Source organism: Paenibacillus sp. NPDC093718, from assembly GCF_050279985.1.
In the GTDB taxonomy this organism is placed as follows: domain Bacteria; phylum Bacillota; class Bacilli; order Paenibacillales; family Paenibacillaceae; genus Paenibacillus_AQ.
The window spans coordinates 198,496-215,041 of record NZ_JBNNUS010000006.1; the positions used below are offsets into that span (position 1 = coordinate 198,496).

General features: G+C 48.4%; 13 protein-coding genes and 1 other annotated feature. Of the genes, 10 read left to right on the top strand and 3 right to left on the bottom strand.

Annotation, left to right across the window (positions count from 1 at the left end; genetic code table 11):
* The first annotated feature begins 159 nt into the window (after positions 1–159).
* The 4 genes from ACQKPA_RS19265 (at position 160) to ACQKPA_RS19280 (ending at position 2,946) form a co-directional block, all read left to right on the top strand.
* Positions 160–582: a hypothetical protein gene (locus ACQKPA_RS19265; RefSeq protein WP_427494139.1), complete on the top strand. Its 423-nt coding sequence runs from the start codon at positions 160–162 to the stop codon at positions 580–582.
* Positions 583–677: 95 nt separating this feature from the next.
* A complete protein-coding gene (gene ytxJ, locus ACQKPA_RS19270; protein ID WP_427494140.1) occupies positions 678–1,025 on the top strand; it encodes a bacillithiol system redox-active protein YtxJ in 348 nt (115 codons plus the stop codon).
* Between the two features lie 93 nt (positions 1,026–1,118).
* Complete coding sequence (gene ccpA, locus ACQKPA_RS19275; RefSeq protein WP_071223674.1) at positions 1,119–2,129, top strand: catabolite control protein A; 1,011 nt, start codon at positions 1,119–1,121, stop codon at positions 2,127–2,129.
* Positions 2,130–2,244: 115 nt separating this feature from the next.
* Positions 2,245–2,946: a 5'-methylthioadenosine/adenosylhomocysteine nucleosidase gene (locus ACQKPA_RS19280; RefSeq protein ID WP_427494141.1), complete on the top strand. Its 702-nt coding sequence runs from the start codon at positions 2,245–2,247 to the stop codon at positions 2,944–2,946.
* A 111-nt stretch (positions 2,947–3,057) separates the two neighbouring features.
* On the opposite strand, the gene ACQKPA_RS19285 is transcribed toward ACQKPA_RS19280, so the two are convergent.
* Entirely contained in the window at positions 3,058–3,690 is a 633-nt protein-coding gene (locus tag ACQKPA_RS19285; RefSeq protein ID WP_071223676.1) for a GNAT family N-acetyltransferase, read from the bottom strand.
* 285 nt (positions 3,691–3,975) lie between these two features.
* Here ACQKPA_RS19285 and acsA point away from each other — a divergent pair, with 285 nt between their 5' ends.
* Positions 3,976–5,700, top strand: a complete 1,725-nt coding sequence (gene acsA / locus ACQKPA_RS19290) for an acetate--CoA ligase (RefSeq protein ID WP_427494142.1) — start codon at positions 3,976–3,978, stop codon at positions 5,698–5,700.
* Between the two features lie 191 nt (positions 5,701–5,891).
* Here acsA and ACQKPA_RS19295 read toward each other — a convergent pair whose 3' ends face one another.
* On the bottom strand, positions 5,892–8,999 hold the full coding sequence (locus tag ACQKPA_RS19295; RefSeq protein WP_427494144.1) for a transglycosylase domain-containing protein: 3,108 nt from the start codon (positions 8,997–8,999) through the stop codon (positions 5,892–5,894).
* 144 nt (positions 9,000–9,143) lie between these two features.
* Positions 9,144–9,400 (top strand) — a binding site (T-box leader).
* Between the two features lie 51 nt (positions 9,401–9,451).
* Here ACQKPA_RS19295 and tyrS point away from each other — a divergent pair.
* Positions 9,452–10,705: a tyrosine--tRNA ligase gene (tyrS, locus tag ACQKPA_RS19300; protein WP_427494145.1), complete on the top strand. Its 1,254-nt coding sequence runs from the start codon at positions 9,452–9,454 to the stop codon at positions 10,703–10,705.
* A gap of 84 nt (positions 10,706–10,789) precedes the next feature.
* Here tyrS and rpsD read toward each other — a convergent pair whose 3' ends face one another.
* Entirely contained in the window at positions 10,790–11,392 is a 603-nt protein-coding gene (rpsD, locus tag ACQKPA_RS19305; protein WP_100536080.1) for a 30S ribosomal protein S4, read from the bottom strand.
* Between the two features lie 533 nt (positions 11,393–11,925).
* On the opposite strand from rpsD, the gene ACQKPA_RS19310 reads away from it, so the two are divergent.
* The 4 genes from ACQKPA_RS19310 (at position 11,926) to ACQKPA_RS19325 (ending at position 16,435) form a co-directional block, all read left to right on the top strand.
* Positions 11,926–13,917, top strand: coding sequence for a sensor domain-containing diguanylate cyclase (locus ACQKPA_RS19310; protein ID WP_427494148.1), 1,992 nt, complete (start codon positions 11,926–11,928; stop codon positions 13,915–13,917).
* Between the two features lie 103 nt (positions 13,918–14,020).
* Positions 14,021–14,848 (top strand): hypothetical protein, encoded by an 828-nt coding sequence (locus ACQKPA_RS19315; RefSeq protein ID WP_427494149.1) that lies wholly within the window; start codon positions 14,021–14,023, stop codon positions 14,846–14,848.
* A gap of 130 nt (positions 14,849–14,978) precedes the next feature.
* Positions 14,979–16,094 (top strand): aminopeptidase, encoded by a 1,116-nt coding sequence (locus ACQKPA_RS19320; protein WP_071223683.1) that lies wholly within the window; start codon positions 14,979–14,981, stop codon positions 16,092–16,094.
* A gap of 95 nt (positions 16,095–16,189) precedes the next feature.
* Entirely contained in the window at positions 16,190–16,435 is a 246-nt protein-coding gene (locus ACQKPA_RS19325; RefSeq protein WP_071223684.1) for an HPr family phosphocarrier protein, read from the top strand.
* Positions 16,436–16,546: the final 111 nt, after the last annotated feature.

Sequence of the window (16,546 nt, forward strand, 5' to 3'; positions counted from 1 at the left end):
GTAAATAAAGCATTATCACAAATTAGCAGGATTCTTTGGTATGATAGTCGAATAGAACTAGTTTAGGTGACAGATTTGTGACATAGGCTGTTGGGATTAGATTACGTGATAGGATTTGGGGTGGGCATTTTGTTCAAAACCTGCAACTGTGGACAATGGATGAAGTTGGAATTAAGAAAGCTGATTCATGAAAGAAGGACTCGAATATATCATGTTCCTGTTTATGCCTGTCAGGCTTGCAAGAAGTATGAGCTTCTGCCTCTTATTAAACCGGATTTACTTCGCTATCTCGCATCGATTAGCAAGGAGACCGGACGAATACACGTTTCGTTCGCGGATGTTAATGAGTCTGCATACGTACTTCGAGAAGTGTTCCGTACATACGATGATGATTCGTCGGTAGAATGGCAGACACGCTGCATGGAAGTTTTTGACGAGCGGATCAATATGCTGTTGGATCTATTTCGTTATGCCCAGAGCCTAGGCGACGGTGACTGGATGAGACAAATTGAGGGGCGTCTCGAGCAGTTAAGCACGATTAAATCTCTCGTTCCTGAAAATTCGGGAAATTATGCAAGATAATTTTCAGAAAATTTTCGCGGTTGTTGGATTTTTCACGCACTTTTTGTTAGGATAGAGGATAGGAACTTCAATACAATGAAGGGAATGTATATCCTATGGCGACGTTGACGAAAATGACTACTATAGAAGAGTTGCGCAGCACCCTTGAATCTTCGGAGCAGAGGCCCTTGCTGTTGTTCAAACATAGTACCAGATGCCCAATTAGTGCCGGAGCCTATAAGGAAGTGCAAGCTTACCTGGAGGACCAGCCGAACGGGCGGATCGACTATGTATGGATCGACGTCATTGCCGACCGTCCGGTGTCGAGTCAAGCTGCGGAAACTCTAAGCATACAGCACGAATCGCCACAAGTTATTCTTGTAAAAGAAGGAGCGCCAGTCTGGCATACATCCCATTCCCATATTACGGCTGAAGCGCTGAAAGCTCAATTGGACGGCATCTAATGCCGTGTCGTTGCACAAAGCAGTAATTTGTCGTATCATAAATTCAATTGGTATTGAACGAATGAAAATCTATTGGCAATGGAGAGAAGGAATTTGACGGTAACCATTTACGATGTTGCGCGCGAAGCAGGCGTTTCCATGGCGACGGTATCACGGGTTGTAAACAATAACCCGAACGTTAAGCCTCAGACCCGGAAAAAAGTATACGAAGCGATTGAACGTTTAGGGTATCGTCCGAATGCGGTAGCCAGAGGTCTGGCCAGCAAGAAGACCACAACCGTCGGCGTTGTGATCCCTGACATTTCGAACTCGATCTTTGCGGAGATTGCCCGTGGTATTGAGGATATTGCTAACATGTACCACTATAATATAATTTTGTGTAATGCCGACAAACGTAAGGAAAAAGAAATCCGCGTTATCAACACATTGCTTGAGAAGCAAGTGGACGGTTTGTTGTTTATGGGTGGAACGGTGACGGACGAGCATATCCAGGCGTTCCAGACATCGGCTGTGCCGATTGTTCTTTGTGCGACAAGTGACGAGAGAGGTTCTTATCCTTCCGTTGACATTGATCATGAACAGGCTGCGTTTGATGCGGTAAACACGCTGATCCGGCACGGGCACCGTGAGATTGCCATGATCAGTGGCACGCTTCAGGATCCGGCGAACGGTTATGCACGTTTCCAAGGCTACAAGAAGGCACTGGAAACTGCCGGCATCGAGTATCAAGAGGATCTGGTGCGTATTGGTAACTATCGCTATGAGTCTGGCGTGGAAGCGATGAAATACTTCCTGGGACTTAAGAAGAAACCGACGGCTATTTTCGCTGCTACCGATGAGATGGCAATTGGCGCTATTCATAGCATTCAGGATGAAGGCTACAAAGTGCCGGATGATTTCTCTATTATCAGCGTAGATAATATTCGGATGGCTTCGATGGTTCGTCCACAGCTGACAACGGTAGCTCAACCGATGTATGATTTGGGAGCCGTAGCTATGCGCTTGCTTACCAAGCTGATGAAGAAGGAGAATGTGGAGAATCCTCGCGTGATTCTGCCGCATGAAACGATTCTTCGGCTTTCGGTTAGTCATGTGAACGAGTAAGAAGTGTGAATGAAAGCAATTTAGACATCTATTGATTTGAAGAAAGCTCCTGGTTTTAAGGGGCTTTTTTCTGGTGGGATTATTTTGTGGTCTTGAATTCAGGAGGGATATCGGTATGACAAAACAGGTTATCGGCCTCATCGGGGCCATGGACGAAGAAGTGGAAATGCTTCTCAGTCAACTGGAGAATAAAGAAACGGCAGTCCGTGCAGGGGTTACATATGCTTCGGGAACGATTCATGGCAAGAGCGTTGTTGTATGCAAGAGCGGAGTGGGTAAGGTGAATGCCGCGGTTACCACGCAAATCTTGATTGATGCCTATGGCGTTACCAAAATATTGTTTACCGGCGTAGCGGGCGCGCTGCATCCGGAGCTGAACATTGGCGATATCGTCATCTCTTCTTCCTGCATGCAGCACGATATGGACGTGACGCCGCTCGGCTTTGCGCGCGGCGTGATTCCGTATCAGGCAGTGTCTGATTTTCCTGCTGATCCCTCGTTGATCGAGCTGGCAGAGGAAGCGTGCAAAGAGCAGGCGGCGAATCATTACGTCATCGGAAAGGTTCTTTCGGGCGATCAGTTCATTGCCAGTCGCGATACAGTACGGACGCTTCACGAGGATCTGAACGGGGTTTGCGCGGAAATGGAAGGTTCTGCCGTTGCCCAGGTATGTTATATGAACGGTGTGCCTTATGTGGTGATCAGATCCATGTCGGATAAGGCTGACGGTTCTGCGCATGTCAACTTCCCTGAGTTTACCGTGAAAGCTTCCAAGCGTTCACACGAAATCGTGAACTACATGCTGGGCAAACTTTAATAAAAACTTTGTGGAATTGGTAGGTATGCATATCCAGTATGCGCCTGCAGATAGACAAACTCCCCAAGGGCTTGCCCTTGGGGAGTTTGTTTTTATTTATTGGATATCGACTTAATACATAAACCGCTGTCTGAAACGGATACGATCGAATTGTTCTTGTGACGAAAGCGGTACGTGCCGCCCAATTCTGACCATGAGACAGTTGGCGGGATGGGAGCAGATTTCCGGGTCATCGGTTGCGTACCACTCCATATCCACGATTTTCATTAAGCGTTCCATCATTTTACGATAATCCCATACGTTAAGGCCGCTTCCTTTAAGATCCCAATGCCAGTAGTACTCGGTCGTAAACACGATGTAACGCTCCATCTGTTCTTCTTCAAATGCAGTCTTGATCATCTGCTGCCCAAGTCCCAGAGAACGGTAATCTTTCGCTACCTCGATGGCACCAAGTTCAATCAAATCTTCCATATTGCCCTCTGACCAGCGTTCCTGCTCATCCGGGTGATGAAACGTTACATATCCAACGATCATATCTTGGTCTCTCGTGATGATGATTCTGCCTTCGGGCAGGCCTGCAATTTCCACCAATGCCTCATGCTGCTCCGCAGGACGACGAAATGCCTTGAGATCAGGGTGCATGGTTAGCTCGGATAGTTGCTCAGGAGGTACAGGTCCTTCGATGATCAGGCGGCGGTCTTCAGGGAACAAAACATGAGACTGGTATACCTTGCAGTGTTCCATCCGTTACGCTCCTTTCAATTCCATACCCTACTTATAGCAAAAAAATAAAAAAATGAAAAGCAATGACAGGCAAACGAGAGCTATGATATAATCTTTTCGACATAAAATCTTCACATTTGTGTCGTACTTAACGATATGTTTCCTTGCGAATTCAGGGGTTAATGACTCGATGACTGCGACAACGTGACGACCCACCGCAATGTGTAAAATGTATGTTTCATTCAATCATTTTGTAAGCGCTGTCCACTATGAGGAGACCGATTTGAGAATGAGGAGGATGTTATCATGAATCAAACGCATAGCGAAATATTGCCAAGTGAAGTTTCACATTCCAATATGAAGAGTTACGAGCAAGCACGCTCCGAGTTTTCATGGGACGAAATCGAGAGACATTTTACTTGGTATGAGACGGGCAAAGTGAATATGGCCTATGAAGCTATAGATCGTCATGTGGCAGAGGGGCGAGGAGATAAGGTAGCTCTCCTGTACAGTGACGCCAATCGTGAGGAATCTATTACTTATGCGCAGTTGAAAGAAAAATCCGACAAGTTCGGTAATGTACTCCGTAAATATGGCGTTGGCAAAGGTGATCGGGTATTTATCTTTATGCCGCGCGGTCCTGAGCTCTATGCCGGTCTGCTGGGCATTCTGAAGGTTGGCGCCGTGGTCGGCCCATTGTTCGAGGCTTTTATGGAGACAGCTGTAAAGGATCGTCTGGAGGACAGTGGAGCTGTTGCATTGATTACGACGCCTGCACTGTTGTCGCGTGTGAAGAGGGATGAGCTGCCCGAACTGAAGCATATTTTTGTCGTTGGCGAAATTGAGGAGGAGGACCCGCAGCTAGTAAGCTACCACGAGGAAGTAGAGGCTGCATCAAGTGAGCTGGAGATTGAATGGCTTGAGCGGGAAGATGGATTGATCATGCACTATACATCAGGCTCTACCGGGAAACCGAAGGGCGTGTATCACGTGCAGAATGCCATGATTCAGCATTATTATACGGGCAAGGTTGTATTGGATTTAAGGGAAGATGATATATATTGGTGCACGGCGGATCCGGGCTGGGTAACCGGTACGTCCTACGGCATTTTTGCACCGTGGTTGAACGGGGTTACCAATGTTATTCGCGGCGGCCGTTTCAGTCCGCAGGATTGGTATAGCACTTTGGTAAACAATAAGGTAACGGTTTGGTACAGCGCCCCGACCGCATTCCGCATGCTGATGGGTGCCGGCTCCGAGCTTATCGACCAATATGATTTGAGCCATGTACGGCATATTTTATCCGTTGGCGAGCCGCTTAATCCCGAGGTGGTGCGTTGGGGACACAAGGCTTACAAGCAGCGTATCCATGACACATGGTGGATGACAGAGACTGGCGGACAGTTGATCTGTAATTACCCGGGCATGGCGATCAAGCCAGGATCCATGGGGCGCCCGGTGCCGGGTATTACAGCGGCTATCCTGGACGATCAAGGGAAAGAAGTGGCTCCGTACACGATGGGGAATTTGGCAATCAAGACACCTTGGCCGTCCATGATGAGAGCGATCTGGAATAACGAGGCGAAGTATGAAGAATACTTCCGAATTCCGGGCTGGTACATTTCAGGTGATTCGGCATACATGGATGAAGAAGGATACTTCTGGTTCCAGGGCAGAATCGACGATGTGATTAATTCGTCCGGTGAGCGAATCGGACCGTTCGAAGTCGAGAGCAAGCTGGTTGAGCATCCGGCTGTTGCTGAAGCAGGCGTGATCGGTAAGCCTGATGTAACCCGTGGCGAGATCATTAAAGCCTTTATCTCCTTACGCGAGGGGTATACACCCACTCAGGAGCTCAAGGATGAAATCTACCGATTTGTGAAGGAAGGACTTTCCGCTCATGCTGCGCCTCGTGAAATTGAGTTTAAGGATAAACTTCCGAAGACGCGCTCCGGTAAAATCATGCGCCGCGTACTGAAAGCGTGGGAGCTGGATCTTCCGACAGGCGATCTGTCCACCATTGAGGATTAAACCGTAATCAAGAAAGGACTGACAATGAAGATGGTGACGACCATTTTCATTGTCAGTTTTTTTAGAGACAGGCGTTTTTTTCTTCTACCAAAAAAGATGAACTATACTAGAAGTTTCTGCTTAAGCAAAAATAAAGCCAGCCCTTCCAACAGACGATCTCTGTAGAGGGGCTGGCTTTTTAATATTTTAATCTATTTTTTCTCGAAATATACGGCCGGTGAAGCAGCAGATTCACCGATTGGATTTACGGCAGTTACTCTAAAGGTACCGCCGATTGGGTTACCGGAGGAGTAATAGAACTCCGTACTCTTACTTGAGCCAAGAATCTGGTAATTGCCGTCACTATTTGGACTGATGTAGATGTTGTAAACCATAACCTCTTCCTCTGGAGCATTGCCGCTCCAGGTGGCCTGAAAGCCCTCAGGGGTAGCTACGAGGGTCGGCTGACCTGGTGCAGACGGTACGGTAGTAGCACCTTCATTCCCAAGTTCCAGGTCGAAATCGGGATCTCCCTCAGTCACGCCGTCACCAGGGTTATCGATGTCGTCATCCGGATTCGCTTCGTTGTCGCCCGGAACTTCAAATCCAGGCGCTGTGCCGCCCACAATGGCGCTTGGCTCAGATATTTTGCCGGCTACGTCAACGGCGACAACGTAATAGGAAGTAAACATCCCGTCAGCTCCAAGTCCCGAGAAGACAAGACTCTCGTCGCCAAGCACGACCTGCCCTTGATGTGTATACGGACTGCCGTTAACGGACTTAAAGAGCCGGTATCCGACAACATCAGGAGATCCGCTGGCATTAAAGCTGATCGAGCCGCTGCCCATCGAATAATGAACGTTTTTCGGTGGAGTAGGGGCTTTGCCATCATCCGCTCTAGGGTCGAGCCTGCTTGGCATCCCTTTCTTCGCGTCCTGCGGCAGATAAGATTCCAGTGATCTCTTTTCACCTTTCATGACCTTCAGGGCGTTCTGCAGCTCTATAATCAGCTCATCAATGGGCTTCTCACGCTTGATTACGATTTGTTCTCTCAACATATCCAGAGGCGTCGCTTCCTGTGGAATGTAATTTACACCCCGATAGGTAATATATTTCGCTTTAGCGATGCCATCATCGCTTTCGGTAGGCACAAACTTCACATTAAACAGATCCGTTACGAATCTGTCCGTTAAGGCGGTCGGCAGTTTGCCGCTGTATGCCGAAACCGTTTTGGAGGTTATGCCTTCAGGCTTCTCAAACGTTTTGGTTGGGAACAGATCGGGCTTAACGTCGGTTGCTTCGTTCATGATTCTTGCCCAAATGGCCTGGGCGTGCTTGCGCTGGTCTCCAACGAGCGTATTTTTTTGTTCTTTGTATCCGACCCATACGCCAAGCGTAACATCAGGCGAGTATCCCATGAACCAGACATCCCCGTAGTTCTGGGTAGATCCGGTTTTACCTACGACCGGAACCTCATTGAATTTCTTGTATGTGTCCCTGACCTTGCTGCCTGTTCCGTTCGTGATGACGGTACGGAGCATATCCGTCATAAGATACGCTGTCTGCTCGGAGAATACCTGCTCCGGTTTTACTTCATGTTTATAGACAATATTACCTTTGGAATCCACGATTTTCTCAATCATGAAAGCATCCGTGAATTTGCCTTGATTTCCGATGGAACTGTATGCATTGGTGAGTTCTTCTACTGTCACGCCGTAATGAAGCCCGCCGAGTACACCTGTTGAAGCGTTATAATCGTCTTCCTCCAAGGTCGTGATACCCAGCTTCTTGGAAAACTCCCAAGCTTTCTCGATTCCGACCGTGTTGTTAAACAGTTTGAGGGCCACCGTATTGGTCGAATCGTTCAATGCCTGTCGTGCCGTCATCAATCCTCTGTACCCGCTGTACGAGTTTTTGGGAATGTGGAACACTTTGCTGTAGTCCTTTAAGATGATCGGTGAATCGTCCACCACGCTGGCAGGCTGAATTGCTCCCGAATCGAGTGCCGGTAAATAGGCGGCAATAGGTTTCATAGCTGATCCAGGTTGTCGTTTCATTTGCGTAGCATAGTTCATTTGTTCTGTGTTAAAATCCCTGCCCTCAATCATGCCGAGAATGGCGCCGGTTTTGTTGTCGATCATCATCGCGGCGGTCTGCTCCATTCCTTTTTCCTGGCTGTCAGGCAAGTAGTTGCTGTCATCCTCCGCGATGGATCGCATGGTTTTGTATAATGTCCGGTCGATGGTGGTGTAAACACGGTAACCGCCGGTACTGAGCTGGGCCCGGGAAGCATCCATCAGATGAGAGTTCGCTTGCGTGCCTTTTGCGTTCTCTTCCGCTTCCTTGCCCAACTGCATCAGGATATTCGATGCTTGGCGTTCTACTTCCATCATGAGATAAGGATAAGTCACATAGGCCTTCTGCGTGCGAGGAGCAAGCGATTTTTTGATATCGAATGCCTTGGCCTCTTCATACTCGGCTTGAGTAATTTTACCTTCTTCCAGCATGCTTGCCAGCACGCGGTGCTGGCGGTTTATTGCCCGGTTGAATGATTTCTCGTCAAATTCCCCCTTGCCGTTGAAAGCAGAATAGGAGGACGGTAGCTGCGGAAGACCTGCCAAATATGCAGCTTGAGCCACGTTCAGATCATTCAGATTGTTAATGTTAAATATACCTCTTGCCGCAGCCTTGATCCCGAACAATTGGTATCCGCTGGAACCGTTGCCGTAAGGAACCTTGTTCAAGTAGGCTGTTAAAATTTGGTCTTTACTCAAAAAGCGTTCCATCCGCATGGCAAGCAGCATTTCTTTTACCTTGCGGTTGTCCGTTTTGTCGCGACTTAAAAAAGTGAGCCTGGCGAGCTGCTGCGTCAACGTGCTGCCGCCGGTTTGAACCGGATCGTTCAGGACGCGTTCCTTTACGGCGCGAGCGGTACCTTTTATGTCAACACCCTTATGTGTATAAAAACGGTTGTCTTCTATGGATACGACGGCATCCTTAACAAGCTGGGGAATATCCTTGAATTCCACAGGTCGTCTGTCTTCTTCGGTTCTAAGCTGCCCGATCGGTGAGCCATCCGCGAAGTAGGCGAAGCCCGTTATGGCATTGTCGTTCACCGTATTCTCGATGAGAGCCCTGGATCTTACCGGCTCATTCTCAACAATAGAGGTCACGTAGCCTGCTACGGCTCCTCCAGCGAACAAAACGCCCATCAGACCCACCACAAAGAGCCATCCGATGACGGATCCGAGCACCCGCAGAAAGGACCGTTTACGCGGTTTCTTCTGTTTTTCAGGCTCTTGTTTTTTCTCCTCAACCATGAATGTATACTCCTCCTTTTAACGCACCTATTATAGCATAAATCGAAGGTTTTGAATCATGTGTCCCTATATAGCGTGTCCTTTTTTGAGGAAGATTGACTTTTGCGGAAAGCATGTGATACAAATAATGGAAAGTTCATATCGTGAAAAGCTTTGAAGGACCCCAGTAGAAGGCGGAGCCTTTCGTTTCCAGAGAGTCGGTGGGTGGTGCAAACCGATAACGAGCCCCTTTGAATTACCGTCCGGAGCTGACCGGGGGAAAAGAGCCGTACACCTGAGAGGCTGTTACAGTAGTCCGGTTCCGGGATGACAACCCGTTATGGCAATGAAGTGAGAATCCGTTCCAGAGATAACGGATTCTAATTAGGGTGGTAACGCGAGCGCTCCTACTCGTCCCTTGGGATGAGTAGGAGCTTTTTTGCGTTCATAAATAGAGGGAGGCGTGCGGAAACATGAAATGGGATGTTTTATCGAACGTTCAGCAGCAAGAGGTGGAACGGCAGATGGAGGTGATCTCCCGTGGAGCGGTGGAGATCATCCCGGAAGAAGCGATGAGGCAGAAGGTGATAAAATCGGTTGTAACCGGCGAGCCGCTGCGCGTGAAGCTGGGGATGGACCCGTCAGCGCCCGATCTTCACGTCGGGCATACCGTCGTGCTGCAGAAGCTGCGTCAATTCCAGGAACTCGGACATGAAGTACAGCTCATCATTGGGGACTTTACCGGCAGAATCGGAGATCCGACAGGCAAATCCGAAACGCGTAAGCAGCTGTCGGAAGAAGATGTTAGACGGCATGCGGAAACGTACAAAAAACAAATATACAAGGTATTGGATCCTGAAAAAACGAAGGTATATTACAACTCCGAGTGGCTTGCGCCTATGACTTTTGCCGATGTGGTCAGCTTATCGGCAAAGGTGACGGTGGCGCGGATGCTGGAGCGCGATGATTTTACAAAACGTTACCAGGGCGGGCTTCCGATCAGCATCCACGAGTTTTTTTACCCATTGATGCAGGGGATGGATTCCGTGGCGCTTCAGACCGATGTCGAGCTTGGAGGGACGGATCAGAAGTTTAACTTGCTGATGGGGCGCACCCTGCAGAAGGAGTATGGCTCAGAGCCTCAGGTTGCGATCACGATGCCGCTTATCGAAGGACTTGACGGCGTACAGAAGATGAGCAAGAGCTTTGGGAATTACATCGGTATCGATGAAGAGCCAAATGAGATCTACGGTAAATCCATGTCCGTTCCGGATGAGCTCATGCTCAAATACTTCAGCTTGGCCACGGATATGGCAAGTGAGGAAGTGTCCGGATTGGAGAGGGGGCTTCGGGAAGGAATCGTCCATCCCCGGGATGCCAAGATGAGTTTGGGGTACACACTCGTTCGCATGTATCATGGGAGAGAGGCGGCGGATGCTGCACAGCAGCATTTTGTGACCGTATTCCAGCAGAAGGCACTTCCTGAAGACATTGAGGTTTACATGGTACCCGAAGGAGAATTGAAGGAAGGAAAGATTATGCTTATTAATCTGCTGACACTGCTCGGTTTTGCCGCTTCCAATGGCGAGGCCAGACGGAGCATCCAGCAGGGGGCCGTAAAATGGAACGGAGAGAAATGCAGCGACATTTACAGTGAGATCGTCCCTCAGGATGGGGATGTGGTTCAAGTGGGCAGGCGTAAATTTGCCAGACTGAAGCTTTCTTAAGCTTATTGAACCTGGGGAGGATTCAGTTAGACAAAAAAAACCTGAAGGCCAAGGCCTTCAGGTTTTTTGGGTTCCGAGTTAATCTTAACGGTTGTAGAATTCGACGATTTGTTTCTCATCGATATCTTGGGAAAGTTCGGAACGTTCTGGAAGACGGATGTATTTCCCTTCCATTGCTGCTTCATCAAACTCGAGGTAAGCTGGAAGATGAACACGGTTAGCCAAAGCTTCCTTGATGGAGGAAAGGCTGCGGCTTCTTTCACGAAGACCGATTACATCGCCAGTGCTTACAGCGTAAGAAGCGATATCGACTTTCTTGCCGTTCACAGTCACGTGACCGTGAGCTACCAATTGGCGAGCACCCGCACGGGAGTTGCTGAAGCCAAGACGGTAAACCAGGTTGTCCAGACGGCTCTCAAGCAGGAACATAAAGTTCTCACCAGCGATACCTTTCATGCCCGTTGCTTTGTTAAACAGGGTTTTAAATTGCTTCTCGCCCAAGCCGTACATGTGACGCAGCTTTTGCTTTTCTTGAAGCTGCATACCATAATTGCTGACTTTTCTCCGTTGGTTAGGACCATGCTGACCTGGAGGGAAAGGGCGTTTAGCCAATTCTTTACCTGTACCGCTCAGGGAGATTCCCAGACGACGGCTTAATTTAAATTTAGGACCGGTGTAACGTGCCATGTTATATAGACTCCTTTTTAATTAAAGTTTCATTAGGGCTCTATTTGCGCCGTATTTGTTTGCTCTACCGTAATTGCCGGAAGATCTGCCAGGAAAGTTCAGCCGCTGTCCTGTCAGTAACAAATAACGTGAGGGTGACACAACCCGCCCAAATTCATGGAATGCATTGCATTCTTACTCAACAATAAATATTATATGAAGTAATGATATAAAGTCAAGTTCAACCTGCAACTTACTATAACTTGGATTTTGTCTAATTTTGTCGATAGGTCCATGGACCTAAAAATATCGTGAAAAACGCATAAATTTTAATGCAAAAATGGGTAGAAAAGAGTAAGATGATATTGGATTGAGTAGTCTCATTTATCTAGTTACATATTGTAACATTTATCTGGTGTTTATGTAGCACCCTCCCAACATGTTGAACAGCTGGGTTACCGCCATTCATGCGGCAGCCAAATGGATCCTTACATTATGAATCGGAACGCCAGTCTTGGATAGGCCTTTTATAATGGTGCAAAGGAGCGCCCAATATGTCAGAAGATCAACGGAAAGTGTATGAAAGCTCTCCCGGTTCTGCAGTTATGTTTCATGATGCCGGGCCAATTCCTGGAAACGAGCCTTGCTTTTGGCTTCAGAGCTTGGATATTACACCTCATGATTTCCCTTATATTCAGCCTCTCATATCAAACAGCTATCTGGAGTGGCTAAGAGAAAGCGCAGGCACACAGGCGATGAAGAAATTCAGCTGGGCCCTTCTTTCTCATGAGGGAGCTTGGCTGACAGGGGCTTCCGATATAACGGAATACCTTAATGTAAGTAAAGATGAGACATTATCGCTTGCTTTGAACTCCAAGGAAGCGGCCCAAGGAATGGGAAAGGGTTCGTTTGAGGGAAGTGTACTGTGCGCTGTCCCGCTCTTCACTCGGATTCATGGTGATGTTTTTGCGGTGATGGTCAGTGTTTCCTCGCAGGCAATGGAGCCGGAACAATCACTTATGCTGACAGAAACCTACGCCTTATTGTTTCGTTCCTGCTTCTATCGGAAGCTGGAGTACGTGTTTGCTGATGATCTGGAGAAAGTCCACACCCAAGCTGAGCGTGAGGTGCACAGGCGTTCCATCATGTTTCAGTATGTCAAACGGATGCATGTCCAGATTAATGTGGACAGCGTGCTGGTGGAGGCTATCGACAGTGTCCTGGCGCTGTATCCCAAGGCCAAAGTCGAATTGTTTATGTCTCAGGACCATGAGAGTGGACATCCGCTTGTACGTCCTCTGCTGCTTCATCATTGGCAGAAAGAGGTTTATGTCCGGACATTTATGGAGGGTACCCTTACGATTGATGAACATGAGGAATCCGATTCGATCGTGGAAATCGGGATTCCCATGGGAGGCAAGCAGGGCGTTTATGGCGTACTCCATGTGGAAGTGGACAAGTCCGAGCTGCCCGATATGGATCTGGAGCTGCTCGGGATGATGGCCGACGCTGCCGGCACCGCGTTTGAGAATGCCAAATTGTACGAGCAGTCCAATCTGATGATTCATGAGCTCCGTATGATTAATGAACTGACACAGCGGTTGAACAAAAGCCTGCATTTGGCGGAGATATTTCAATTTGCCAACCATGAGCTGCTAAAGATTCTTGAGGCCGATTACTGCTGCATTTTGATTTATAACGAGGAGCTTGGCGGTCTTGAAGTGGTATCCTGCAACGCCGAGTGGCTTGCCAAGGAGGTCTTTGAGAAGGATTATGGTTTGGGCGGCCTAGTCTATCATTCGAAGGAGCCCCTCATCCTGTCAGACTATCACGAAGAACGTCCGGCGGAATCCAGGCTGATGGAGAGCACCCATTCCAGCTCGATGATTGCTACTCCGCTAACCGTAAACGGTGAGGTACGGGGCGTTGTTCTTCTCACCCATGCGAAGCCGCATTATTTTTCCTATGACAGCTATCGGCTGCTTCAAGCTCTGACTAGCCATATTGGTCTGGCTATCGGGAATGCTTTTCTGCATGCGGAAGTGAGGAGAATGGCTAACCGGGATATGCTGACTGAACTGTATGCGAGACATTATCTTGACGAAATGATCCATGAATGTCAGAACCGTGATTTTTGCGGTTCTCTCATCGTTGTGGATATCGATGAATTCAAGCAGGTCAATGATACGTTCGGTCACCAGCGGGGGGACAAAATTCTGAAGCAGGTCAGCAGCATCGTGAAGACAACGATACGGCACAGCGATATTCCAGCCCGCTGGGGCGGTGAAGAGCTTGCCGTGTATTTGCCGGGACTCGGCATTCAACAGGCGATGCAGGTCGCCGAACGGATTCGCATAAGGGTATCGGAAGAGACCGATCCCCGCGTAACGGTGTCCTGCGGAATTTCCGAATGGAACTGGACCAATGACAAGATCAGCGTAGAGTCTCTCTTCTATCGAGCAGATATGGCCCTTTACGAAGCGAAGAATGGCGGCCGCAACCGGATTGTTGTGGAGAGGGCCGAAGCTGAAATCGGATTGGATTAAATACCCTGCAGCTATTTAGTGGCTGCAGGGTTTTTTCTGTAATCTGCATAATGTAAGGGGCCGCGGATAGCCTAAGAGCAAGATCAACGAGGGGCTGATGATTATGAGAATGAGAAGATCACGGAGCGTCATCGGAATGGTTTTGTTCGTCTTTTGCTTAACCGGATGTGCCTGGCAGGAGCAGTTGTCTGCCGAAGAGTCGTTTAACCGTGCCCTGTCGGGGCTGTCGGGCGTTGATAATTTCTCTTTTCGGGGAGAAGCCGCGATTCGGAGCGGAGAAAACGGACCGTTTCAGCAAAGTTTGGCATTTGAAGGCAATCTGCAGCATCATACAGATCTGACACTATCATCAAGGGACAAAGGCACAACAATACAGAAGGATAAGGTGTCAGTTGATTCAGTATATAAATCGGATGGACTTACAGTGGCACTGAAACGCAAAGAAGGCAAGTGGAGCACGCTGTCATCGGAACATGCCGAAGAAATGTGGATCACCCGCTTGAATCCGCTGGAACTGCTGGAGTATATCGGAAAGTCGGAGAAGACGGTGACACAGGAACTGGGGGCGGCAAGAGGAACCAAGGTGCTGCGCATCGAGCTGTCACCCGAGGCGGCTGCCAATATGGTCTATGGATCGCTGGATGAGCAGATGAAGGCGCTGGCTGCGCGGATCGAACGCAAAGGGGATCCGCTGTACAGTGAAGATCCGAAGGTTCGCAAACGACTGAAGGCCGTCTGGGAGCGGGATTATAATGAAATGAAAAACATGCTCAGCAAGGCGGATGCCGTTTCGGTCTCTCATGTAACGATTAACAACAAAAAACAGCTTCCTACCAAACTGACTATGGAACGAACGTTGTTTTTTGTTGACGAGCAGGGCAGAACCCGCACGGAAACGCTGCTGTCCGATGTTACATTTACCGGTTATTGAAGGATTAGCCATGAAAATTTTTTTAACGATGAACGCTGACTTCGTGTTGTTCGCATGCTACAATAATTTATAAATTTACCGCTGTTCAATTCATTTGTAGGGAACAGTCATCATAAGGAGGATATGACATATGCGTGATCCCAGAATTCAAAAACTGGCTCAAAATCTCGTGAACTATTCGGTAGATATGCAGCCAGGCGAAAATGTGCTCATCGAAATGATCGGATCGGAGCGCGATCTGCTGAATGCCATCATTGAAGAGGTTTCGAATCAAGGTGGCCGCCCCTTCGTGCAATTGACAGATCGCACGGTTCAACGGGCAATGCTGAAGAACGCAAACAAGGAGCAGCTTGAGCTGTGGGCTGAGCTGGATCTTGAGCGCATGAAGAAAATGGATTGTTACATCGGTATTCGCGCAGGCGAGAACGTCAACGATATGGCTGACGTGCCTGAGGAAAACATGAAGCTGTACAATGCACTTTACTCGCATCCCGTACATAGCGAAGAGCGCGTCAAGCGTACGAAATGGGTGGTTCTCCGCTATCCTAACGCCAGCATGGCGCAGCTTGCCAACACCAGCACGGAGGCGTTTGAAGATTTCTACTTCGATGTGTGCAATCTGGACTACTCCAAAATGGACCGCGCGCAGGATCCTTTGGCCGAGCTGATGAGGAATACCGACAAGGTTCGCATCGTGGGACCGGGAACGGACCTCAGCTTCTCGATCAAGAACATCGGCGCGGAGAAATGCTCCGGCCAGAAAAACATTCCGGATGGCGAGGTATACACAGCGCCTGTTCGTGATTCGGTTAACGGAACGATCGCTTACAATACACCGACTCTTTACAATGGCGTGACCTTCGAAAATATTAAATTCCGCTTTGAAAACGGAAAAATCGTCGAAGCAACAGGCAGCGACACGAAGCGGCTGAACGAGATCCTCGATGCGGACGAAGGTGCAAGATATATCGGCGAGTTTGCCATCGGCTTCAACCCGTACATTTTGACACCGATGAAAGATATTCTGTTTGACGAGAAAATCGCCGGAAGCCTGCATTTTACGCCAGGTCAAGCATATGATGTAACAGACAACGGCAATCGTTCCTCAATTCACTGGGATCTCGTGTTGATCCAGCGTCCGGAGTACGGCGGCGGGGAAATCTACTTTGACGACCGCCTGATTCGCAAGGATGGTATATTTGTTATTCCAGAACTGGCAGCGTTAAATCCGGAAAATCTTAAATAGATTGGAAAAAATGTTGCATAAGAAAACGGATTCAATGTATCATGAAGGTGCAGTGATGAGCTTTATTCAGATCCTAAAGTTACGGAGGGATTCGTATGTCCAATAACAATCAATCTATCGTAGAAATTTCGCAAACCGCCAGCCAGTTCTCATCCTCCATCGTTTTACAGGCGGAGAACAAGTACATTGATGTTAAGAGCATCTTGGGTCTGTTCACAACGCTTGTCAACAGCCAAAGCTATGAACTGCATGTACATGGACCTGATGCTGATGCAGCTAAAAAAGCAATGATCGACGTATTCACCAAGCATGGTTTGAATGTATCCGTCGTGGCTGAATAACAGTCGCCAAAAACACCCTTCCATAGAATGGAAGGGTGTTTTTTCGTAGAGAAAGGGTCTATTTTGTTCAGGTCCTTGTATTGAGAAACGATTTCGACTAATATTAAAGAT